General features: G+C 57.7%; 17 protein-coding genes. 2 read left to right on the plus strand and 15 right to left on the minus strand.

The window, feature by feature from the left end:
- Positions 1–27: 27 nt before the first annotated feature.
- The 6 genes from ACI0FJ_RS17070 to ACI0FJ_RS17095 are packed head-to-tail and all read right to left on the minus strand — an operon-like array spanning position 28 to position 4,606.
- On the minus strand, positions 28–603 hold the full coding sequence (locus ACI0FJ_RS17070) for an electron transport complex protein RnfA (protein ID WP_424305342.1): 576 nt from the start codon (positions 601–603) through the stop codon (positions 28–30).
- 12 nt (positions 604–615) lie between these two features.
- Complete coding sequence (gene rsxE / locus ACI0FJ_RS17075) at positions 616–1,332, minus strand: electron transport complex subunit RsxE (RefSeq protein WP_424305344.1); 717 nt, start codon at positions 1,330–1,332, stop codon at positions 616–618.
- Complete coding sequence (gene rnfG / locus ACI0FJ_RS17080) at positions 1,329–1,919, minus strand: RnfABCDGE type electron transport complex subunit G (RefSeq protein ID WP_424305346.1); 591 nt, start codon at positions 1,917–1,919, stop codon at positions 1,329–1,331. Before rnfG ends, rsxE begins: the two co-directional genes overlap by 4 nt.
- Positions 1,912–2,898, minus strand: a complete 987-nt coding sequence (locus ACI0FJ_RS17085) for an RnfABCDGE type electron transport complex subunit D (RefSeq protein ID WP_424305348.1) — start codon at positions 2,896–2,898, stop codon at positions 1,912–1,914. The genes rnfG and ACI0FJ_RS17085 overlap by 8 nt, the downstream gene beginning before the upstream one ends.
- 8 nt (positions 2,899–2,906) lie before the next feature.
- Positions 2,907–4,073: a 4Fe-4S dicluster domain-containing protein gene (locus tag ACI0FJ_RS17090; protein ID WP_424305350.1), complete on the minus strand. Its 1,167-nt coding sequence runs from the start codon at positions 4,071–4,073 to the stop codon at positions 2,907–2,909.
- Positions 4,074–4,084: 11 nt separating this feature from the next.
- Positions 4,085–4,606, minus strand: a complete 522-nt coding sequence (locus ACI0FJ_RS17095; RefSeq protein WP_424305352.1) for a cytochrome c3 family protein — start codon at positions 4,604–4,606, stop codon at positions 4,085–4,087.
- Positions 4,607–5,353: 747 nt separating this feature from the next.
- On the opposite strand from ACI0FJ_RS17095, the gene ACI0FJ_RS17100 reads away from it, so the two are divergent.
- Positions 5,354–5,482 (plus strand): hypothetical protein, encoded by a 129-nt coding sequence (locus tag ACI0FJ_RS17100; protein WP_424305354.1) that lies wholly within the window; start codon positions 5,354–5,356, stop codon positions 5,480–5,482.
- 311 nt (positions 5,483–5,793) lie between these two features.
- On the opposite strand, the gene ACI0FJ_RS17105 is transcribed toward ACI0FJ_RS17100, so the two are convergent.
- The 8 genes from ACI0FJ_RS17105 to ACI0FJ_RS17140 all read right to left on the minus strand — a co-directional run bounded on the left by ACI0FJ_RS17105 (position 5,794) and on the right by ACI0FJ_RS17140 (position 18,154).
- Positions 5,794–6,072 (minus strand): hypothetical protein, encoded by a 279-nt coding sequence (locus tag ACI0FJ_RS17105; protein ID WP_424305356.1) that lies wholly within the window; start codon positions 6,070–6,072, stop codon positions 5,794–5,796.
- 92 nt (positions 6,073–6,164) lie between these two features.
- The gene (mnmE, locus tag ACI0FJ_RS17110; protein ID WP_424305358.1) at positions 6,165–7,568 is read right to left on the minus strand and encodes a tRNA uridine-5-carboxymethylaminomethyl(34) synthesis GTPase MnmE; all 1,404 of its coding nucleotides are present in this window, start codon (positions 7,566–7,568) and stop codon (positions 6,165–6,167) included.
- A gap of 150 nt (positions 7,569–7,718) precedes the next feature.
- Positions 7,719–8,720 carry a DUF4384 domain-containing protein gene (locus tag ACI0FJ_RS17115; RefSeq protein ID WP_424305360.1) on the minus strand — a complete coding sequence of 334 codons (1,002 nt, stop codon included), beginning with the start codon at positions 8,718–8,720 and terminating at the stop codon, positions 7,719–7,721.
- 11 nt (positions 8,721–8,731) lie between these two features.
- The gene (locus ACI0FJ_RS17120) at positions 8,732–9,241 is read right to left on the minus strand and encodes a hypothetical protein (protein WP_424305362.1); all 510 of its coding nucleotides are present in this window, start codon (positions 9,239–9,241) and stop codon (positions 8,732–8,734) included.
- Positions 9,242–9,439: 198 nt separating this feature from the next.
- Positions 9,440–10,732, minus strand: a complete 1,293-nt coding sequence (locus ACI0FJ_RS17125) for an HD-GYP domain-containing protein (protein WP_424305364.1) — start codon at positions 10,730–10,732, stop codon at positions 9,440–9,442.
- Positions 10,733–10,872: 140 nt separating this feature from the next.
- On the minus strand, positions 10,873–12,786 hold the full coding sequence (locus ACI0FJ_RS17130) for a polysaccharide biosynthesis protein (RefSeq protein ID WP_424305366.1): 1,914 nt from the start codon (positions 12,784–12,786) through the stop codon (positions 10,873–10,875).
- A 1,005-nt stretch (positions 12,787–13,791) separates the two neighbouring features.
- Positions 13,792–17,718, minus strand: a complete 3,927-nt coding sequence (locus tag ACI0FJ_RS17135) for a DUF748 domain-containing protein (protein WP_424305368.1) — start codon at positions 17,716–17,718, stop codon at positions 13,792–13,794.
- Between the two features lie 121 nt (positions 17,719–17,839).
- Complete coding sequence (locus ACI0FJ_RS17140; protein ID WP_424305370.1) at positions 17,840–18,154, minus strand: hypothetical protein; 315 nt, start codon at positions 18,152–18,154, stop codon at positions 17,840–17,842.
- 89 nt (positions 18,155–18,243) lie between these two features.
- Between ACI0FJ_RS17140 and rlmD the strand changes: the two genes are divergently transcribed.
- Complete coding sequence (gene rlmD / locus ACI0FJ_RS17145) at positions 18,244–19,611, plus strand: 23S rRNA (uracil(1939)-C(5))-methyltransferase RlmD (protein ID WP_424305372.1); 1,368 nt, start codon at positions 18,244–18,246, stop codon at positions 19,609–19,611.
- Between the two features lie 730 nt (positions 19,612–20,341).
- Here rlmD and ACI0FJ_RS17150 read toward each other — a convergent pair.
- A complete protein-coding gene (locus ACI0FJ_RS17150) occupies positions 20,342–21,628 on the minus strand; it encodes an aminotransferase class V-fold PLP-dependent enzyme (protein WP_424305374.1) in 1,287 nt (428 codons plus the stop codon).
- Between the last annotated feature and the right edge of the window lie 12 nt (positions 21,629–21,640).

Below are 21,640 nucleotides of genomic sequence, written 5' to 3' on the forward strand. Positions count from 1 at the left end.
GCTAGCTCCCTATCTCATCGAAGTCGGTTATGCGGCCATTCCCTGAAAGGCCATGAAGGCCAGGGACATGACGCCTGCCAGAACCAGGGCCACCGGCACGCCGCGGAACGGGGCCGGAATGGGGGCGGTGTCGAGCCGTTCCCTGATCGAGCTGATGATCAGCAGGGCCAGGGTGAAGCCCACGCCGGAGGCGACGGTGTACACCAGGGACATGGTGAAGCCGTATTCGCTCCGCTGGCACATGATGGCCACGCCCAGAACCGCGCAGTTTGTGGTGATGAGCGGCAGAAACAGGCCCAGCGATCTGTAGAGCGGGGGAATGACCTTGCGCAGGAACATTTCCACGAACTGCACAAGGGAGGCGATGACCAGGATGAAGACGATGGTCTGCAGGTAGCCGATGCCCGAGGGATTGAGAATGTAATGCTGTATGGGCCAGGTTATGGCCGTGGACATGAGCATGACGAAGATGACGGATGCGCCCATGCCGAGGGCCACGTCCGTGGATTTGGACGTGCCCATGAAAGGACAGGTGCCGAGATACTGCACCAGAACGATGTTGTTGATGAATATGGCCGATATGACCAGCAGCAGGTAATCCATGTCTTTTTCCTCCTACCGGCTTGTGGATTGCGAGGCCGAGTGCGTGGACGAGCAATTGCCTCCGCCGTTGCCGCATATGCCGCACTGGCCGCATATGTCGGCCGAGATGTCTTTGGGTTCCTGGTTGGTGCGCCGGGCGTACCAGACATTGAAGCAGTTCATGCCTGCCAGGATAAGCCCCAGGCAGATGAATGCGCCGGGTGCCTTGACCATGAAGGCGAAGGGCTTGAAACCGGCCCACATCACGTAGTGGCCGAACAGACAGCCCGTGCCGAGCAGTTCCCGCACGCAGCCCAGAAAGGTGAGGGACAGGGTAAAGCCCAGCCCCATGCCCAGGGCGTCGAGCAGGGAGTAGAGAACACCGTTCTTGGAGGCAAAGGCCTCGGCCCGGCCCAGAATGAGGCAGTTGACCACGATGAGCGGAACAAAGATGCCCAATTGCTGGTAGAGCGGGTAGGTGTAGGCCTGCATCAGCAGTTCCACGGCCACAACCACGGAAGCGGCAATGACGATGAAACAGGCGATGCGCACTTTGGCCGGGATGAGCTTGCGCAGCAGGGAGATGATGACGTTGGACATGACCAGCACGAAGATGACGGCCATTCCCATGCCCAGGCCGTTTTCAGCCTTGGAGGTGACGGCCAGGGTGGGGCACAGGCCCAGCAAAACCCTGAATGGGGGCAGTTCGTCCCAAAGTCCTTTGGAAAATTCCTTCCATGCACGGTTCATGATGCATCTCCTTGGGGCCAGGTCTTGATAATTTCAGGCTTGAGACGGGTGTAGAGCTTGGCCGCCTTTTGCACGGCCGCCATGACTCCGGTGGTGGAGTAGGTAGCGCCGGTTACGCCGTCGAGGTCGCCGTCCTTGCTGCGCACATCAAGCTTTTTCAGACCGTGGTTCTTGAATTGGCTGGTAAAGGACTTTTCCAGAATACGGGTACCGATGCCGGGGGTTTCCGTCTGCGTGGTAACGCCGATGCCCACCAGCTTGTCCGTGGCGGGATCGAAACCCACCATCAGGCCGATGTCACCGGAATATCCCGGAGCAAAGGCTTCAAAAGCAATGCCCGTCAGTTTGCCTTGGTCAAAGGCGGGAAAGACCAATATTTCCGAATCGTCCAGTGCGAACGGCTTGCGGTCGGCAATGGGATCGTTATCGCGTTGGGTCAGCACGCCCAGCAGGGCGGGGCCCTGGACGTACGTCAATACCTGGGATTCTATGCGTTGGCGCGTGGCTTTCTTGAGCGTGGCCAGGCTGTAGCCGGACACGCCGCAGATGAGGGTGAGCACCACCAGCATGCGCAGTGTCTCACGCATGGTACACCTCGCGGGTAAAAGGTACGGGACGGATGCGGTCCAGCAACGGGGCCAACAGGTTGGCCAGCATGACGGCAAAGGGGGTGGCATCGGGATACACGCCCCAGGTGCGGATCATCACGACCAGACAGCCGCCGATGAATCCGTACAGGAGCATGGGCAGTCGGCCGCAGGGGGACGAACCGCTGTCCGGTGCCAGAAAGAGCGCGCCCAGCAGGGTGCTGCCCGTAAGTACGTGAAAGAGAGGATCGGCCGTGGTCTGCGGATAGATGACGTGGAACAGCCCGGCCATGGCCAGCACGCCGACCAGAAAGGCCAGGGGGATGAAGGGACGCAGCATGCCGCGCACCATGAGGAATATCCCGCCCAGAATGAGGGCACCGGCCTGGGATGCGCCGATTCCGCCCAGCTGGTTACCGGCCAGAAAGTCCAGGTAGCTGAACTGGGAAAGCGTGTGCACGCCGTAGAATTTGAGCTGTGCCAGGGGGTAGTTCAGGCTGGAAGCGGCCAGGGACAGGTCGATGTCCATGACGCCGGGCCAGGAAACCGTGAGCACGGCCCAGGCCAGAACAACCGGGTTGATGGGCGACTGTCCCAGCCCGCCGAAAACGGCCATGCCCAGGGAGACGGCAATGGCCGGGCCCAGCAGGGCCAGCCACCAGGGGGCGGTGGCGGGCAGCAGGAAGGACAGCAGCAGGCCGATGTACAGCGCGCCGTAGTTGTCCACGTCCGGCTCCCTGTGCATGAGGCGGCAGCAGCCCCATTGGGTGAGAACCGCGCTCAGACCGCAGGTGGCCACAACCCGCAGGGCGGGCAGGCCGAAGTAGTATGCGGCCATTACAATTGCGGGCAGCAGGGCCAGAATGTGGCAGAACATGAATTGCCGCAGCGTCCGTCCGCTGCGCCAGTGCGGCGCCGGTCCTACGGTCAGGAGGGTGTCGCGTTGGGAAAAAGGCTTGAGGATGATGGTCGGTGTCATGGCATTCCCTATTCAGCGCTGGCGTTCTGTGCGCGTTCGAGCAATTGCCGTTTGGCAAAACGCAGGTAGTGTTTCAGGGGACGGTTCACCGTGCAGTGGTAGGCACACAACCCGCAATCGAGGCAGGAGTACAGACCGGCCTTCTCGGCCTTTTCAAACATGTCGTACTCCGCATAGCGGGTTATTTCGTTGGGCCGCAGCCTGGCCGGGCAATGCAGAACGCATTCCCCGCAGTTGATGCACGGCGTATCCACAACGGGCGGGAACTGATCACGCTTCACCACGAATATTCCGCAATGGCGGCGTCCGACACCGTGCTCCAGGTTGTAGATGGGCCAGCCCCGCATGGGGCCGCCCAGCACAACGCGGTCGCCCTTGCCGTATTCGAGTCCCGCAGTTTCCAGAACTTCGTGCACCGGCATGCCCAGGGGCACGTAGTAGTTGGCGTTGTTCACGGTGATGACGGTGTGGTCCAGGGGCAGGCCGGTTTGCGCGACCCGTCCGATGAAATACAATTCCTTCAGCCCCAGAACGGCCACACTTCCCTTGAAATTCTTGCCCATGGCCTTGTCGGCCAGCAGAGGGGCAAGCCCTTGCGGGTAAACCGGCTTGACGGCAATGGTCTTGCAGTCCGCAAAGGTTTTGCTCGATTCGTCGGCTGCGAAAAAACAGGAAGACGGCTGCACCACGCGTCTTGCAATGCGCAATCCGGCTTCCACAATCTCGCGGCAGTCGTTGTAGAGCTGGCCGTAGACCATGATGCCGGGTTCGGGATTGAGGCCGTTGACGAGCAGCACATCGGCTTTGCGCACCGGGCGGGTGTCTATGCCCAGGTTTGCCAAAATGGTGCGCAATTCCTCTCCTTCCGGCAGGGTGCTTTCGGTGAGCAGGTCTATCTTTTCGACGGTTTCGGCTTCCTCGCCCTCTTGCGGGGGAGTCACCTTGATGCGGATATAGCCGACATCCACGGAGGTAATTTTACCGGTACAGGGAGAACAGAGGCTTCCGCCGTGTTCTTCCTGGTGCGTGGCCAGGCGGGTGCCGCGCACCACCTTTTTGCCCCGTCCGATTTCCGGCGTGTAGTTATTTACCCACAGCACAAGCTCGGAGCCGGGTGCAATCTCCGTCAGCGGCTTGTCCGTTTGGTGCTTCAGGGAAAAATCTATTTTGTTCATTGTGTGCTCCCCTATTTTGCGTGACACGAGGAGCATTCGTTGTCCTGGTAGGGACCTGCTCCCATATCGCGATGGCAGCCCATGCATTGGGCGTGGAAGGCGTCCATCCGGGTGGGGATGGATTCCATATCCGGCTTATCTTCATCCGGCATGGAACCGGGAGCCGCATTGATGTCCGGCTGCTCGGAGTGGCAGCGCAGGCAATAATCGTTGGACGGGAAGGCGTACCTGTGTTCGGCCGCAAATTGAGCGTCGAACTCCTTGGGGTGACAGGTGCCGCAGGCCACCGGATGGGCAGGATCCCCCGCATCTTCGTGGTGACAGTCCGCGCACTCGGCCCCATAGTCTTCGGCGTGGGCGGCATGGGTGAAGATGACACGGCCCCCTCCGTTGTCGAGGAGAATGCGGGGCGGAATGTCGGCGGAACTGCCGGATAAGCGGGAGCCGAATCCTTCCGGCAGGAGGTAGCCGGCAAGAGCTACAACCCCGAGAAGAATACAGACTGTTCGGATAATGGTGTATTTGGCTTGCACGTGGATATCCTTGGGCCATTCCTGGGAGTTGAATGTTAAAACGGCCTATATGCGAAGATCACCGAATTCCCCAATGTCTTGAGAAATATTTCACTTGCCAGCAGAGACGACGGCGCATGAACCTTCGGATGATCACTCGATACCGTGCAGCGTCTTCTTCTGCACGTTATTAGGTTAGCAACGGACGTGCCATTGTCTCACTACACAACCAAGTGATTGAGAAAAATCGATTGGTTGACTAATCAATGCGGGCCATTTGCCATATGGTCAACAATGCGTCAAGTTGACCAAAGGTTTGTTCGGAAATCCGACCTTGCATTTTTATTTTTTAAAAACAGCTGGTTACGTTTGCTCGTGAAATACGCAAAAACAGCTGGTTCGTATTCTGTTTTCAATATGCAATACCGTGGGAGGCCTGCTGGGCCGTCATTTTGCGAGGGATAAGGAAATTGTTGCGCAGTGATGTAAAAATTTTTTTTGCGCAATGCAATTTTTTTTAAATTATCATGCGAGATGGGGTTCTTGCTTTTTCCCGGGAAAGGACGTAAAGCCCCATTTCCTCCAACAGCGAAGGCCTTTTACAGCCCCAACAGACGACGCTACTCGCGTCCGCTACGCACTTGGAGTAATGCGGAGCACTGCTTGTGCAGTGCGGCCGCCATGGCGGGACGGACCCGCCTCGTTTGGGACAACCTGAGAGGGTTGTTGTCCTGAACGCGGATAAACACGAACAGGAGTTCATTTCTGATGGACGTTTTAATAATTCCCCAGAAGGTTGCTGGTCTGCTTTTGAGTGTGGTCAACGGACTTCTGGGCGGCGCGTTGGACCCGATTTTGGAAAGTCCTGAAAAACGGCAGCGTCCGGGACTTCTTTAAAAAAGGCGACAACACGCCACAATGCCGGATAGCCATCCGGCAGAGCACAGACCCTGTACCGGGAAGTGCTAAAAAGCCGACGGAGATTCCGTCGGCTTTTTTTTATGCCGGTTTTCAATGTCTGCTGAGAATGGTGAAAAAAGGCATACTCCAACCACACAAGGCACTAAAAAAGTCCGCGGGGTCATGGCGCCATGGGGGGCGATGGTTGAAAGGCTATGATAGAAAATTGATCGGGTCGGCGATGGTCCAACCGTCTTGATGGATGGGGTATCTTGTTGAAATTTTTTAGGTAATGAGCGGATAAACTCTCAGCCTTGATGAAGTTCGCGCAAATGGGCAATCACCTTTGCGCGCAGTTCCAAACTACAAACCTTGTCGTCCACTTCAAAGGCTTCGGGGTCGTCGGATTCGGCCATCATGCTGAGGCATTCGTACACGCCGACAAGCCCAGCCTGAGACTCGCTGTTCAAGGTTCGTAGCATATCGATAAGCAGTTCCGGCGGGTCTTCTCCCAAAACAACAACCATTCCCTGGTCGTTAAAGTCGAAATCGAAATACTCCAAAAGAAATGCGGCCATGTCCTGCATTGGCGCGTCACCTTGCCCGTGTTCGGGGTGTCTGAAATTTGCATTTACGCTTCGCGACTAATTTTTACGTAAACAGCCGCATCGATCAATGATTATTTTCCTATGCAAAATCGTGAAAAAATTCTGTCCAGAACATCTTGGGGCGCAATTTCACCGGTTATTTCTTCCAGAATGGCCGTCGCGCTTTCCAGGCGCACGCCCAGAATGTCGTAGGGCAGCTCCGCGCCGATATCGTTGCTCAGCTCTTCCAGCTCGCTCAGGGCGCGTTCCAGTATCTGGCTTTGCCGGGCGTTGGGCACCACGCGGGTGTCCTGCTCTTTGGCTTCCGTGCCCAGCATGGCCGCGATTTTGCCTTCCAGAGCGTCCAAACCCGCTCCTGTTTCAGCGGATATCCGTACCATGCGGGAAGGGCCGCCTGCAGCCTTTGTGAGCTTTTTCTCAATGTTTTCGCACGAGGCTTCAGGCAGGTCCGTCCGGTCCATCTTGTTGCAGACCGCCAGGACTTTTTCCGGTCCATGCGAACAATAAAGGTCGATATCCTCGTCCGACAGGGGCGCGGCGGCATCGATGACCAGCAGGATGAGGTCGGCGTCGGCCAGCAGACTCAGGGAGCGCCGTACACCTTCAGCCTCCACAGCATCGTCTGCCCGGCGCAGTCCCGCCGTGTCCACCAGGCGCACGGCCATGCCTGCCAGATCGACCTGTTCTTCTATGAAATCCCGTGTGGTTCCCGGTACGTCGGTTACGATGGCCCGGTCGCGTCCGATGAGTGCGTTGAGCAGGCTGGACTTGCCCGCGTTGACCCGTCCTGCCAGGACCACAAGCGCGCCTTCGCGTTGCAGACGGGTGCGGGCAAAGGCCTGCACCAGGGTTTGTATTTCCCTGCGCACCGAGGCGATTTGGTCTGCGAAGTCGTCCAGGGGCAGGCATTCCACGTCGTCTTCGGGGAAATCCACGGCCAGGCAGAGCTGGGCCCTCAAGTCGGAGAGGCTTTCACGCATGGCAGCGACCTGACGCCCCAGCGTGCCTTCCAGCCGTTCGGCGGCAGCCATGGCCGCGCCGCTGGTGGGCGCGTCGATCAGTTCGGCCACGGCCTCGGCCCGGCTCAGGTCCATGCGTCCGTTCATAAAGGCCCGGTAGGTGAATTCGCCCGGACCTGCCGGACGTATTCCGGCGGAGAAAAGGGATTCCAGCACCAGCCGGAGCACGGCTGGCGAACCGTGGCAGTGCATTTCCAGCACATCGTCGCCGGTAAAGGAATTGGGAGCAGGCATGTAGACGACCATGGCCTCGTCCAGCAAGGTGCCGTCAGCTGCATGCAGATGGCCGTAGTGCAGCCTGTAGGGATCGAAATCCTTGAAATTTGGGCTGACGGAACGGAACATCCCGTGTCCTGCCTGGCGGGCAAGGGGACCGCTGATGCGGATGATTCCCACGCCTCCGCGTCCCGGCGGGGTGGCAATGGCGGCTATGGTGTCGTCGTGTGTTGGGTGCATGTCTGTTTTTCCGTTTGCGTCATTACAGGGCGGCCCAGAAACGAGCCTGCTGGCCGGGGCGAAAGAAAGAGGTCCGCCATGTGGGATAAGTCCCGAGACATGGTGCGGAAAGCCCGTCTGTTTTTTCCTAGGGCCTGTGGGGGCCTGTGGTTATGGTTCCGTGGAAATATCCAGGCTGGTTTCGTAAAATTCCACAGGTTCCTGGCTCCGCCGGACTGCATCGGCCCCCTGTTCGGGGCGGGCCGGAACCAACCGGATGCTCCGGGTGCTCCGGGCCAGATCCTCGGGCGTTTCATCAATGACCAGAATACCTGAATTTTTTGTTGTCCGCACTGTTCCAAGAGGACCGGTTCCGGCAAAGAGCATCACCTTTTCCCGCCCATACGGGGGAATGACCTTGAGGTCGAAGCCGTCTTCCAGGTCCGGTACCCGGTAGACCACGCCGCCCTGAAAGCGGTTGGCGTGGCGCATGGGATTGGGCAGAAGCTGGATGAGCCGGCCTGCAACGTCCTTGTAGGCCAGCAACGCGTAAAAGGGTTTGTTGCCCTTCAGGTAGACGCGAACCACCTCGCCGCTACGGTAGCTGTCCTTGTCTGTCCAGAGGCGGATTGTCAAGGGGGCTGCGGGATCTTCCGGCAGGGAGCCATGGAGATTTTTCCCGGAAGCCTCGGGGACCACCTCGGCGAGAATGCGCGTCCGGTAACATTGTCCGGCTGTGGGGTCCTGGTGCCAGGCGCTTTCCAGCACTTCCAGCACCCGCACATCGGCCCGGGCGTAGGAACGGATGAGGTCTTCACGCAGAACGTTGTCGCGCACGGTTACCGACGAGGAAATATGGCTGCGGACCAAACGCGCGGCCTGGTCCCGGGCGCGTTGCATGGCGGTATCGCGGGTCTGGCGACGCGACGCATCGTCTCCCATGCAGGCCGTGCCTTCGGCCCGGACAATGGAAGAGGGCCGCTGCATTGCTTTGCCGGGTGCGCTGCCCTCCTGCGTTGCTTCAGCCGTGGTGGAACCGAACGCGATTGCAAACGTGACTGCAAAGGCCAGGGGCAGGCAAACCAAAAGTGCCCGAAAAACTCTCCCTGCCGAGGGCGCGGTTCGTGTGGTCAGCCCGGTGCGTACGGCCCGTGGGAATGCAAGCCAGAACACTACCCTGTCCGTCAGTCGGTAAAGTAGTCGGCTGGCAGTGCCTTGCGGACTGCACCTTCGGCCCAGTCGGCCAGCTCTTTGGAAATCTTGGCGCGCATCTCCCGGGCCGATTCCGGGGCAAGGTCTGCGCACAAACTGTACATCAGCTTTCCGCGGCTTGAGCCCCGCGAGGGCAGGTCCTGGCGGTCTATGTGGCAGGCCACGAGCTGGGATGCCAGATAGTCGCGGTAGGCCGAGCCGAAGTCCTGCAGTTCCTCGTTGCAATAGCCGCGGTAATAGTAGGCCGTGGCCTTGTGGCTGAGGTTGCGGTCTTTGAGGATGACTTCGGTATAGTAGGGAAGGGCGTCGTTGATGCGGCCTTCCTTGCGCAGGGCATTTGCCCGGTCATAGTCGGAATCCGCAGTGGTTGTTTTGGATGCACAACCGGCGCCCAGAAAGGCCAGGAGAAGTACGGCGATAACTCCGAAAACGAAGGGCTTTTTGTTTGTTCTGCGGGTAAAAGGCGGAACAATATTGCGCATGTCGTGTCTCCAGATGGTTCAGGTGCGTCGAAAAAACTGCTCTACTATAGCCTGCCCGTGGCTGGATGCAAAGGCCGGAAAGCAGGCCGAAAAGCATTTCAGGTCGGTCCGGTGGGACGGCTCCATTCCGTCGGCCAGCAGCCGTTGCCCTGGGGAAAACGTTGTTTTGAATGTCCGTTTGCAGCCGGAACAGCCCTGCTATTCGGCAGGCCCTTCTCCGGGGGTGTCTACAAAGTAGTTGAGCTGCGTTCTCGGATTGAGATAGCGGAAAATTTCCGGTGGCAGCTCGTAGGGAGCGATGCTCCGGACCACGTCTAGTTCCGGGTCCTCCTCCATTCCGAAGATGATGGCTTCGTCTTTGGGGATTTCCGGGTCGTAGATGAGCAGGGACGGCTTGAGCGGGTTGTCCGGATTGACCGCAATGACGATGGCAAGAACGTCGTTGGACAGCTGCACGATGGTGCCGGGAGGGTAGATGCCGATGCAGCGGATGAACGAGGAGAGCACGTTCATGTCCAGAAAGTTTTTCTGCTTGGCAAACATGTAGGACAGGGCCTGATACGGGGTCAGCGCCTTGGCTTGGCTGGGATTGTTGACCAGGTTGTCGTACATGTCCGCAATGGCAGCGATGCGGGCGGAGAGCGAGATCTTGCTGCCGTTCAGCGCCTTGGGATAGCCCTTGCCGTTCATGCGTTCGTGGTGCTGAAAGATGACCTTAAGCGCTTCGTTGGAAAAGGTCTTGGCCTTGAGCGCGATTTCCACACCGTACTTGGGATGCAGGTGGATGATCTGCAGCTCCAGCTTGGTGAATGGCGGCGGTTTGCGCAGAATTTTCTTTTCTATGCGGCATTTGCCCACGTCGTGGAACAAGGCTCCCATGCCCAGGTCCTTGAGCTGTTCCGTGGAGAATTTCATTTCCTTGCCTATCATGAGGGCGAGCACCGACACGTTCAGGGCGTGGAAGTACATGCCCTCCTCGGTGGCCTTGGATTCCATGAGGTGGACCACGGCGTCGGTTTCGTCCATGAATGTGGCGACCATTTCGTCCACCAGCTCGTGCGCCTGTTCCACAGCCTGGGTGGAACCGCTGATGATGCCGTTGAGCATGGTGGGGACGTTGGCAATGCTCTTCTGGTATTTTTCCTCGCAGCGGGCAATTTCCTTGCGCTTGGCCTTGAGTTTTTCAATGCGCTGCTGCTTGATCTTCCACATCTCCTCGGTGGCCGGGTCTTTCTCCGCCTTTTCCTCTTTGGGCTTCTTCTTCATCTGGGCCGGCTTCTGCGAGCTGGGCAGGGCGTCGCTTTTGGAGGGGACGCAAATCACTTCCTCTATTCCGGCGTCGCGAAGCATCTGTATCTGCTGGACGTTTTTGATCTTGAACCGGTTGAAAAGAAAAGGATGGTTGAACCACAGGCTTTCCATCCTGATGAAAACACCCGGTTTGAGCTGGTCGATATGTACCCGGTACTCGGGGATATTGAATGTGGGCATGAAGCAGCGCCTTAATTTTCAACTATTCATTTCGAAGGGAACAACATCCTAGCGCAGGAAGAAGTAGGAGTCACCTCAAGGAGAGGAAAAAAAGTACGATCGGGCAGTCATAAAAAGCGCTCCCTGCTTGCCGCTTTATTTTAACATTTGAAAATACTGGTATTTTCTTCCGGCGTATATTCGGGGACCATTTCCACCAGCTTTTTCTTTATGCCCCGATTGTTGAAATCGCGTGCCAGGGCAAGAAGTTCGTCGATGCGCGCATCCAGCCAGCTTTCCAGCTCCGCCCGGGTGGCGTGCCCATACCAGGGGCCGTCCGCCCGCAGCTCCATGATTTTCCCGTGGGTGGTCTCAACAACATCTTCGCCCTCGGTGATCAACTCCTCGTAGAGTTTTTCCCCGTCGCGCAGGCCGGTGAATTTTATGGTGATGTCCCTGTCCGGGTCCTTGCCGGAAAGGCGGATGAGGTCGCGCGCCATGTCCGCTATTTTTACGGGCTGGCCCATCTTGAGCAGGAACAGCTCTCCCTGCCCGCCCATGGCACCGGCCTGCAGGATAAGCTGGGAAGCCTCGGGAATGGTCATAAAATAGCGCGTTACTTCCGGGTGGGTCACGGTGACCGGGCCGCCCCGGCGTATCTGTTCCAGAAACAGGGGGATGACCGAGCCTGACGAGCCGATGACGTTGCCGAAACGCACGGCCATGAACTTGGTGGGGCCGCCGATGAGCGATTGCAGGATGATTTCCGTAACCCGCTTGGAAGTGCCCATGACGTTGGTGGGGCGAACCGCCTTGTCTGTGGAGACCAGAACGAACCGCTCCACCTTGTGGCGAACGGCAGTGCGCATTACGGCCCGGCTGGCCACGATGTTGTTGGTTACGGCCTCCCACGGGTTTTTTTCCAGCAGGGGGACGTGTTTGTAGGCGGCCGCGTGAAATACGACCTGCGGCTTGTGTTCGGTAAATGTTTTTTCCAGCAGCTTCTGGTCCTGGAGCTGGCCGAGCACGGTCAGGTAGTTTTCAAAGCCGTGGCCGTGGTGCAGCTCCATCTGGATGGAGTAGAGGTTGAACTCGCTGGAATCGAACAGGATAAGCAGCTTGGGTGCAAAACGTATGATCTGGCGGCACAGTTCCGACCCGATGGACCCGCCGCAGCCCGTGACCATCACGACCTTGTCCGTGATGTAGCCGCTGATGCGTTCCGTTTCCAGGTCCACCTGCTCGCGGCCCAGCAAGTCCTGCAAATTGACGTCGCGCAGGGCCTTTACGCTGACCTTGCCGTCGATGAGCTCGCCCAGGCTGGGCAGGGTGCGGTAGCGCAGCCCGGCCTGTTCGCACTGCTCCATCATGGTCCGCATCTCGTCGCCCGTGGCCGAAGGGCGGGCAATAAGCACTTCCTCGGCATTTTCCTGGCGGGCAAAGTCGGCCAGCTTGGATATTTCGCCCAGCACCGGGGTGCCGTGGATCAGGCGTCCCCATCGGGCCGGGTTGTCGTCCAGAAAGCCCACGGGCAGATAGCCCAGGTTCTGCTTCAACATTTCCCGAAGAATCTGCTCTCCGGCCAGTCCCGCGCCCAGAATGATGATGCGCTTGCCCTGCCGGGGTTTTCTGACCAGATGCAGCAGGTCGGCTCCAAAGCCGCGCAGTGAACCGGCTTCGAAATAGCGGCGGATGCCGAGGCGCAGCCCGGTGGTGAGAAAAATGGTCAGCAGGCAGTCTATGAGAAAAATGGAGCGGGGAAAGTCGCTGAAACCGCGCACATACAGGATGACCGCCACCAGCACCAGGGAGGCCGCACCGGCCGCCTTGCCCAGGTTCAGCAGTTCGTAAAAGCTGGTATAGCGCCACATGCCCCTGTATTGGCCGAACAGAAAGTAGATTCCGCTTTTGATAAGGACAAAGAGCGGCAGAACCGTGAACATCTGGGCCAGAAAGAAAAACTCAGGCGTGAATTCAAAACGCGCCAGATAGGCAAGACAGACGGAAAAGGCGAACAGGATGGCATCGCCGGAAACCATAAGGTAGAAATTCTTGTTCCTGAATTGAGCTTTCATTAACGGCCTTGGTGAAGTGAGTTGGAATACGGTTCCCCGGCGCTGTGTCCCATTTTGGGGAGGGGCATTGAATCCATTGCGTCCGGTCCGGGTTGCTGGAAAAAAGCACGATAACGTTGTTGCTTCACAAACTCAACTTGGTGTCTTGCTCTCGCACGCTTTCCTGCAGCCCGGGAAGAAAGAAACATAATAAGGCCTTAGTTCTCGTAATTTCTTTGGGCAGCCTAGAAAATATGAGTTTGCAGGGAGAGTCTTTGTGCTGTTTCGATATTAAAAATTTCTGGAAAGGGGAGCGCAGGGGAAGAACCTCTTTTAAGAGATTTCAGGCTGCCGGGAAAGGTCCAATAGCTTCGTTGCTGCGGTAAAAATAAAGTCTCTCGTGTACTTGAAGAGTACACATAGCGATTTATTTCCCCTTACGCCTTGCCAGACTGACGATAAAGGTACGATAGCGGCGTTGCTTCAAAAAAAACAAGCCCTTGCGTATAAGGAAATACGCGTCGATCTTGTTTTTTTCTTGCGTCTTGCTCTCGCACTCTTTTTCGTCAGTCTGGAAGAATTAATTGTGTTGTCTTATCTAGTTGAATAAAAATTTCTGGAAAGGGGAGCGCAGGGGAAGAACCTCTTTTAAGAGGTTTCAGGCTGCCGGGAAAGGTCCAATAGCTTCGTTGCTGCGGTAAAAATAAAGTCTCTCGTGTACTTGAAGAGTACACATAGCGATTTATTTTCCCTTACGCCTTGCCAGACTGACGATAAAGGTACGATAGCGGCGTTGCTTCAAAAAAAAAACAAGCCCTTGCGTATCAGGAAATACGCGTCGATCTTGTTTTTTTCTTGCGTCTTGCTCTCGCACTCTTTTTCGTCAGTCTGGAAGAATTAATTTGTGCTGTCTTATCTGATCAAATTAAATAATAAAAATTTCTGGAAAGGGGAGCGCGAGGGGAAAACCTCTTTAAAAAGAGGTTCTTCCCCTCGCTCATTCTTTATTTCCTCCACCCTACATCATCATTTTAGGGACATTTCCACGCGGCTGCGCACGCCGCCCTTGATGCGGGGCGGCACGTCGGCGCGCGTGTACTTGAGGAATATCCGTTTGCGGTCGATGTCTGCCTGGCCGATGAGATAATCGCGCACCACCTTGGCCCGAGTCTGTGCCAGCTCGGACAATTCCTCCGGCGTGGGCAGCATGGTCTGCACCAGCATTTGTTCCATCTGCTCTGGCGTCGGGTCTTGCACTTTTTCCTGTTCTTTCAGGGCCGACTTGGAAAAGACCCTTTGGACGAGCCTGGCTCGGTCGGGGCCTTCTATGGTGACAATTTCGCCGTTTTCGTCGGTGCCGTTTCCGCCCCGCAGTTTGTCCAGGTGCCGGGTCAGACGTTGCCTGCCGATGGCTGCTGCGTCCTTGTCCGGATCGATAAAGCCGTTCACCACCATTTCCAGGCGCGGTCGTTTCTTCATTGCCTTGCCCAGTTCGGTGAGGTTACCAATGTCCTGCTCGGACAGCTTGTTGCTGCCCGGCACGAACTCGACCACGCTGATTTCGTCGCCGCTGCCAGCCAGGCCCACAATATTGCCCAGCAGGTTGAAGGGCGAGGTGACGATATTGCTGAACAGGCCGATGATGGCCCGCATGATCATCTTGCCCAGGCGGAAGTCGGGATCATCGAGGCGCCCCTTGATGGGCACGTCGATTTCCATGTCGCCGTTGGAGTCCTGCAGCAGCGCCAACGCCAGCTTGATGGGTACGTTGGCCGCGTTGGGGCTGGCCACGTGGTCGCCAAGGGAGAAGCGGTCCAGCTGAAAGATGTTTTCCGCGTTCAGCACTTCCTGCTGAATGGTCATGCTGGTGCGCCCGTGCAGTTTGCCTGTGGCCACGGGGTAGGCCAGACTATCAATAGTATAGGGCGAGAGCGCAGGCAGGTTGAAGTTGTCGATGGTGACCTGCAGAACCGTGTGCACGGCCCGTTCCAGTGGGTTGGCCTCGCCTTCGACATTGAAGGGAGCCTGTCCGTCCACCAGGGCGTGCATGTTGAATATGGAATGGGAACCGGGCTCCAGGGAGAAGCGGTCCATGCGGCCCGTGAATTCGTCCACTGTCAGCGCAAAGACCGGGGCGACGCTGTGGTCGGTAAAGCGGAGCTGTCCGCCCTGCAGCGTGGCATTGGTTATGAGCATGGAGGCGAAGGCCCGTTCTTTAGGCTGGGCCGGTACTACGTTTGGTACAGTTGCATTTCCCATTGTCAGGGGAGCGGGAGAGGCGGCAACGGCCTGCGTTGCATTTTCCGCAGCGGGCCGGGTGGCGTTGTCCTTGCCCGGAAAGAGCTGCGAAGTGTTCATGCTCCCGTCTTTCAGGCGGATGAGGTCGGCCTTGGGCCCCTGGATGGTCAGAGTGCCGATGGACAGAGTGCGCGGGAGCTGGGCAAAGGCGATGCGCGTGGCGTTCAGGCTGTCCAGCGTCGCCAGCTGCTTGCCGTCCACGGTATAGGCTTTGGCATTGGAGAGGACGACGTCGCCGTTGAATTCAATATGCGGTTGCGCCGCGTCGCCCGTGGCATTGTCTGCATTCTCCGGCAGGTGCAGTCCCAGCCGCATGTTGCGTACGTTCAGCAGGGAGAGGGTGGAGAGCGGAACATCCGGGGAGATGTGGCTGGTCTGCATGTCCTCCACGTTCAGCCCGCCCTTGAATTCGATGTCCAGCCCCGGAGCCTTGCCCTTGCTGTTTTGGCGCAGGTCGTAGTTGCCCGTGATGTTCAGGTCGCCCTGGCTGAGGCGCAACCCCGCGTCTTCGGGAATATACCCGTTGATGATATCCAGGGCCAGTTTGCTCAGGTCCAGGTCGCCCTGCACGGCCAGCGGGGCGGGATGCACATCGGCACCGGCCTTGAGGCCGCCCTTGCCGTTGATGCGCATGGCCGCATTGACCCGCATGGTCTGGGACAGGTCCGAGGAAATGTCGCTGACCTCGATGGTCAGGGGCGCAAGGCGGATTCTCGCCTTGCCGGGCGCGGCACGGTCGCGGAAGGTGAGATCCCAGTCGCGCAGGGCAACGGAATCCACGGTTGCGTTGAACGGACCGGCTTCTTCTTTTGTGGCGTTGGGTGTGGCAGCGGGCGCAGTGGCCGTAGTCTCTTTTTCTGTCTGCCGGGTGAACAGCCGGACCGGATAGATGGAGCCGTCCTTTTCCCGGATAATCTGCGTGGTGGCGTTGGCCAACAGGATGTTGGCAATGTGCAGCTGCCTGCCCGTTACGTCCATATCCATTCCGGAGAGCTTGAACTCCGGCAGTTGCAGCACAGACGCCCCTTTTTTCCCGCCCCTGGGATCGGACAGATGGAGCGCGTCCACCGTGGCCGTGGCATTTTCAATGAGAATCCGGGTGGCATTGCCAGTGGAGATGAAAAGGCCGGAATGCAGTCCTGCCTTGCCCGAGTCCACATGCACCGGGGAGAAGGCGGCATAGTACGGGGCATAGCTGGAGATATCCATGTTGCTGGCCGTGATGGTGGCGTTCATGGAAAACGGCAGGGGAGAAAGGTGGCCCTGTATTTCCAGATGTTCGTTGGGCAGACGTTCGTTGCCCGGACGTTCGTTCGGGCCCAGCCTGAGTGCAGCCTGGAAAGAGGCGGGCGAGCCTTGGGCCAGTGTGAAGTTGCCGACCCCGATGTTCAGGTCGCTTATGGTCTTTTTAAAGGTTCCCTGCCCGGAGTCGTCGGCAAAGCGGATGGTTCCGTCGCGCAGGTCCACGGCGTCCATCACCAGTTCCAGCTTCACTTCCGGGGTTTTGTTTTCTTTCGTCTGTGCGGGGCCCAATGCTTCCAAAGGCGCGTCCGAAGGCGCGGGCGCAGGCGCGCCGGCGTCGATGCCAAATGGTTTGGTGAACCGCGTAACAAGGTCCAGCGTGCCGTTGGCGTCGCGGTGCAAAGCCACATACGGCTTGTCCAGGCTGATGGCGTCGAATTGGAAGATGCGGAGGAGCGGCCAGACCTTGCGCAGGTCCAGGTCCAGCGCGGAAAATTTCAGAAACGGATCGCCCTGCAGCGGGCTGAGGGAAAAGTCCTTTACCGAGGCGTTGCCCTGGAAATACAGCACGGGCTCAACCTTGTCCGTGCGTTCGAAAACCAGTTCGAGATTGCTGGTAAAGGTGCCCTTGTCCAGCTTCATGGTTTGGGCCAGGGGCAGATATTTCCAGTAGTCGCGCAGGTCCAGCGCGGCCAGTTTGATGTCGAATTCCGTGTGCCTGGAAGTTTCAAACGGAAGTGTCTTGCCTTCCAAGCGAAAGGGGGTACCGTTGAGCAGACCGGCAAGATAGGGCTTGGTATAATTTGTTATGTATTTTTCCAGGGTGGAGGAAAACGGCACCCTGGCTTCCAGGTCGGACAACACATGGTGGGCGCCTACCACTTGGTTGTCGAACTCTATGCGCCCCTTGTCTATGGCGAAGTTTTCCAGCAACCAGGGGAAGAGTTTCCCTTTCTTTTCTTTTTTCTCGGGCGCAGCCGTTTGCGTGGCGTTCGTCTGGTCCGGGGCAATAAGGTCGGAAAAATTGTATTTTCCCGGTGCATTCAGTGCTATGTGGACATAAGGTTCTGTAAAGCTCAGCTCCTGCACATAGGGGCCGAGGATGAACAGCGAATACGTGGACATGTTCAGATACAGCTGGCCCATGGAAACAAAGGTGGCGTTGCCCGTGGGTTCCTGCATCCTGAAATTGGTGACGGTGGCGGCAAGGGTAAGGGGGTTGAAGTCCAGGCGTTCGATGGTGGTCTGGCGGTGCGTTGTCTCGGTGAGGGTTTTTTCCAGGTAGCCCCTGGCAATGGGACCTACGGCGAAAAATCCTACGATGGTGTACAGTACGAACAGGATTCCAACGATAATCGCGCCTTTCCAGGCGGTGTGCAGCGTGCGAAATTTGGCGAGAAGCGAACCGTTCATAGGTGAACCTTCCATGAATATTTTTCTTGAACCATCCGTTCCGGTGCGGACGCAGATAGTTTCTTATACACTGCCTCGGGCTGCCGATAAAGGTCGGAGAGCTTCTTTGTAGCAAATCCGCCTAAATTTTTTTGCGTTGCAGCTCGGCTTTGTTTTCGTGAAATTCCCCCAGGTCGTAGAGGCGTATTTTCGTGCTGCGGGGGAACTCGCGGCGGAGTATTTTTTTCAGGGCCTTGTCCAGCTTGCCCAGAGGCACGCAAAAGCGTTCTTGCGCAAAGCCGTTTTCAATAATAAGCACGGAATCCCGGTCCCCGTCCTGGCGGACCAGGACGACCGAGCGGTCGCGCTTGTAGGTACGCATGTCCAGAGCGTGGCCCACCGGTAGCCCGGCCATACGTTCCTGCACTGTGCGGATGGCGTTGGTCTTGTCTATCATATATACGTAAGCCTACGCCAACCCCATTACGAAATAAAGCGGACCGTCCGGGGCCTTGCCCTGCGGCCGCATCATCCAAGGAGAAAATTATGTCCACGCCGAAACCGCAGTTGAAACCCGGCGATATTATAGATTGTACGGCCGATGCTTTGGCCACGGGCGGAAAAGCCGTATGCCGCGTGGACGGATTGGCCGTTTTCGTCCAAGACGGCCTGCCCGGTCAGAAGATGCGCGCCCGCGTGGAAAAGGTGGGCAAGCGCTTTGCCGAGGCGGTCATGGTCAAGACGCTCAGCGAACCGGACCATCCGGCCGAGCCGTTCTGTCCGCACTTTGGCGATTGCGGCGGCTGCCGGTGGCAGCATCTGGATTATCAGCGTCAGCTGTACTGGAAGCGCCGCTTTGTGGCCGACAGCCTGCAACGCCTGGGCGGCCTGGACTGCGAAGATTTGGTGGAGCAGACCATACCGTCGTTCGACATGCAGAATTTCCGCAACAAGATGGAGTTCGCCTTTTCCGACCAGGGCCCGGCCCTGCATCTGGGGCTGAAGCGCCGTGGCTCGGAACTGGTGATGAACGCTGAGCATTGCAAGCTGATGCCGGAGCCTGCCATGGATATTGTGCAGACCGTGCGCGAACACTGCCGGGCCTCGGGCCTGCCAGCCTACGACCGGACCAACGGGAGCGGCGTGTGGCGGCACTTGGTGCTGCGCCGCAACCAGCGGGGGCAGTTTCTGGTGCATCTCATTGCCGGAAAGGGCGGCAAGCTGGACCAGGTCATCGAGCCGTTGGCCGAGGCCCTGCTGGCACGGTTTGACGACATCAGTACCATTACGCTGGGTATCCGCTCCCGGCGCGACAAACTGGCCCAGGCCGAAGAGTCCTTTGCCGTGCATGGTTCGGGATTCATTTTCGAGGAAATGGACGGGCTGCGTTTCCGGCTGGTGAGTGATTCGTTCTTTCAGACCAATACGCCCACGGCACAGCAGCTGTATGCCCAGGTGCTGAACATGGCCGACCTGCAAGGCAGCGAATACGTGCTGGATCTCTTTTGCGGCGTGGGCTCCATAGCCTTGCAACTGGCCCGCCACGCCGAAGAGGTGAGCGGCTGTGAAATTTCCAAACAGGCGGCGCGCGACGCCAAGGTGAACGCCAAGGCCAACGGCCTTGACAACTGCAAGTTCGTGGCAGGCGACGTGCTCAAGCTGCTGAAGAACGAACGCCGTCACCCGGACGTAATAGTCACGGACCCGCCCCGCAGCGGCATGAAGCCCCAGGTGCTGGAACGCATCATGGAGCTTGCCCCCCGGCGCATTGTGTACGTGTCGTGCGACCCGGCCACGCTGGGACGCGACAGCCGCATCCTCTCGTCCAAGTATACACTCAAAAAGGCCGTGCCCGTGGACTTGTTTCCGCATACGCCACATGTGGAGACGGCGGCGTTGTTTGAGATGAACTAAGTTTTTTAGGCGGCCTATAAAGGCCTGATAGCTGCGTTGTTGAAAGAAAGTCAGACCAGAGGCGCTGCCTCTGGACTCCGCCAGGGGCATGATGCCCCTGGACCCACGTTTTAAAGGGGGAGGAGACTTTTAGTTTTTACGGGGTAAACGAAAAATTTAAACCGTGCGTCCATCCCTCGGGCGGATGTTGAATGTCCCACGCAAAGGCCTTTTATTTGCCACGTCCCCAAGAATTGGGGCGTGGCATAACTGTGGTGTTAAAATTTGAAATGCAGCCTGCGAACCTATGGCGCAAGGGCCCTATCTCACCTGACCGGGTACAAAGAGGCGGCAATGACGTATTGCCAGATACCTGCGGCCCCTTAGGGCCGGAAAGGGAGGGGAAGGTTCCGGAAACAAACGGGGAAACCGGGGCCTTTCCGGGTTTCCCCACTGTTTCCGGATAATTCGACGTGCCTGTGTTTGAAAACTGCCCGAAGGGACACCATGGCTTATGTTAGTCCCACATCCTCTTCTCCAGACCGGGATCGTACGCTGCGGCGCTGTGGCAACACAAACCATAGCACTTCAAACTTTTGCAAAAGTTTCCTCCTCCCCCACATGCCTTTTCCCCTTCGTTTTTCCTTAAAAAAGTAAGGCCCCCCGGAGTTCCAGGGGGCCTTTTCCATGAAGCGGAAGGGGGGAGGGGAGAAGGGAGAAGCTTTCTGCAAAACCTACAGAGGGTTTGCTCTTACTTTTGTTTTTTTATCAGCTCGGCAGTGATGCGCAGAAACTGGTCCACATCTTCCACTGTATGGCAGTGGAATGGGGAGATGCGCAAAGTGCCTTCCAGACCGAAGGAGTCGAGCATGCGTTTGGAATAGAGGCTGGAGGCCACGCGTTCGTATACGGTTACGTCCATTTCCGCATATTTTTCAACTGCTTCGGCGCATTCCAGCCCTTTGATGGCACAGGCCACGATGAAGTCCCGGGTGCTGAGGTCGGGGTAGTCGAGAAAAACCTCCACACCGTCCATGTGGCGCAGTCCGGGAAGTTCCGGGGTGCCTTCCAGCAAGTGCTGCATCAGTGCCCGCTCGTGCTGGGCGATTTTTTCCATGCCCAGGGCAAATGCTTCCCGACGCATGTTCTTTTTTTCAAACTGCTCGCCGATCCAGCAGACATGATCCACAATGGCGGAAACACCTGCATACTGTGCCGGTGCGGGACTGCCCAGCTCCCATTCGCCCGCGGGCTTGGCAGCCAGCTTGTGGTGGGGCAGGGATGCGAAACGGTCGGACACCCAGCCGACACCGAGCCCGCGCAGGCCGCAGAACTTGTACGGGGCGAAGTTGATGGCGTCCACCGGGGTTTTCTGCAGGTCCACCAGGCCGTGGGGCACGTGCTGAACCGCATCCACAATGATGTACAGATCGGGCTTCTTGGCTCTGGCCTTGGCTACGATCTGTTCGATATCGAGGATGGAGCCGGAGATGTTCGAGGCGTAGATGACGCTGAGAAAACAGGTGTCTTCGTCCACCAGGCCAACCACTTCGTCCACGTCCACGCCGCCGGTTTCCGGATTGGTCTTGGCAACGCGGAATTCCCGGTTTGTCTTCTCCGCATAGTATTTTGCAGAGTCGTAGGCAGAGGGATGTTCAAGCGCTGTGGTTACGATGTTTTTTCCCGGCAGATTTTCGGCAGCAACGCGGGTCATCTCGTAAATGACCTGCGAAGCCGTCAGCATGGTGATCACGCTGCCGCCTTTCGCGTTGAGCATGCAACGGACGTCGTTGATTCCCTTGTCGATAACCGAGTTCAGGTAATCTGCGGTCTTGCTGGTGCGTTCCGGGCAATCCCCGATACGTTCCATGTGAACATAGTCCTGTTCGGCCTGCTTCAGAGTGAAGGAGCCGCCAGCGTTTTCAAAGAAGAGACGTTTGGTGCCGGTGTAGTCTTCATCGACCCAGTAGAATTTTTCTTTGATGGCTTGGGAAAGAGCTTCAGGAAACAGTTCCCCTTGGGGTGTGTGTTGCAACATGTGATCGTCTCC

It is taken from the genome of Desulfovibrio sp. 7SRBS1, assembly GCF_049723905.1.
GTDB lineage: Bacteria > Desulfobacterota > Desulfovibrionia > Desulfovibrionales > Desulfovibrionaceae.

Bases quoted from the DNA above. Each gene is read 5' to 3' on its own strand.
- ACI0FJ_RS17070 (WP_424305342.1), bottom strand. From the start codon at position 603: ATGGATTACCTGCTGCTGGTCATATCGGCCATATTCATCAACAACATC.
- rsxE (WP_424305344.1), bottom strand. From the start codon at position 1,332: ATGAACCGTGCATGGAAGGAATTTTCCAAAGGACTTTGGGACGAACTG.
- rnfG (WP_424305346.1), bottom strand. From the start codon at position 1,919: ATGCGTGAGACACTGCGCATGCTGGTGGTGCTCACCCTCATCTGCGGC.
- ACI0FJ_RS17085 (WP_424305348.1), bottom strand. From the start codon at position 2,898: ATGACACCGACCATCATCCTCAAGCCTTTTTCCCAACGCGACACCCTC.
- ACI0FJ_RS17090 (WP_424305350.1), bottom strand. From the start codon at position 4,073: ATGAACAAAATAGATTTTTCCCTGAAGCACCAAACGGACAAGCCGCTG.
- ACI0FJ_RS17100 (WP_424305354.1), top strand. From the start codon at position 5,354: ATGGACGTTTTAATAATTCCCCAGAAGGTTGCTGGTCTGCTTTTGAGT.
- ACI0FJ_RS17105 (WP_424305356.1), bottom strand. From the start codon at position 6,072: ATGCAGGACATGGCCGCATTTCTTTTGGAGTATTTCGATTTCGACTTT.
- mnmE (WP_424305358.1), bottom strand. From the start codon at position 7,568: ATGCACCCAACACACGACGACACCATAGCCGCCATTGCCACCCCGCCG.
- ACI0FJ_RS17120 (WP_424305362.1), bottom strand. From the start codon at position 9,241: ATGCGCAATATTGTTCCGCCTTTTACCCGCAGAACAAACAAAAAGCCC.
- ACI0FJ_RS17125 (WP_424305364.1), bottom strand. From the start codon at position 10,732: ATGCCCACATTCAATATCCCCGAGTACCGGGTACATATCGACCAGCTC.
- ACI0FJ_RS17130 (WP_424305366.1), bottom strand. From the start codon at position 12,786: ATGAAAGCTCAATTCAGGAACAAGAATTTCTACCTTATGGTTTCCGGC.
- ACI0FJ_RS17135 (WP_424305368.1), bottom strand. From the start codon at position 17,718: ATGAACGGTTCGCTTCTCGCCAAATTTCGCACGCTGCACACCGCCTGG.
- ACI0FJ_RS17140 (WP_424305370.1), bottom strand. From the start codon at position 18,154: ATGATAGACAAGACCAACGCCATCCGCACAGTGCAGGAACGTATGGCC.
- rlmD (WP_424305372.1), top strand. From the start codon at position 18,244: ATGTCCACGCCGAAACCGCAGTTGAAACCCGGCGATATTATAGATTGT.
- ACI0FJ_RS17150 (WP_424305374.1), bottom strand. From the start codon at position 21,628: ATGTTGCAACACACACCCCAAGGGGAACTGTTTCCTGAAGCTCTTTCC.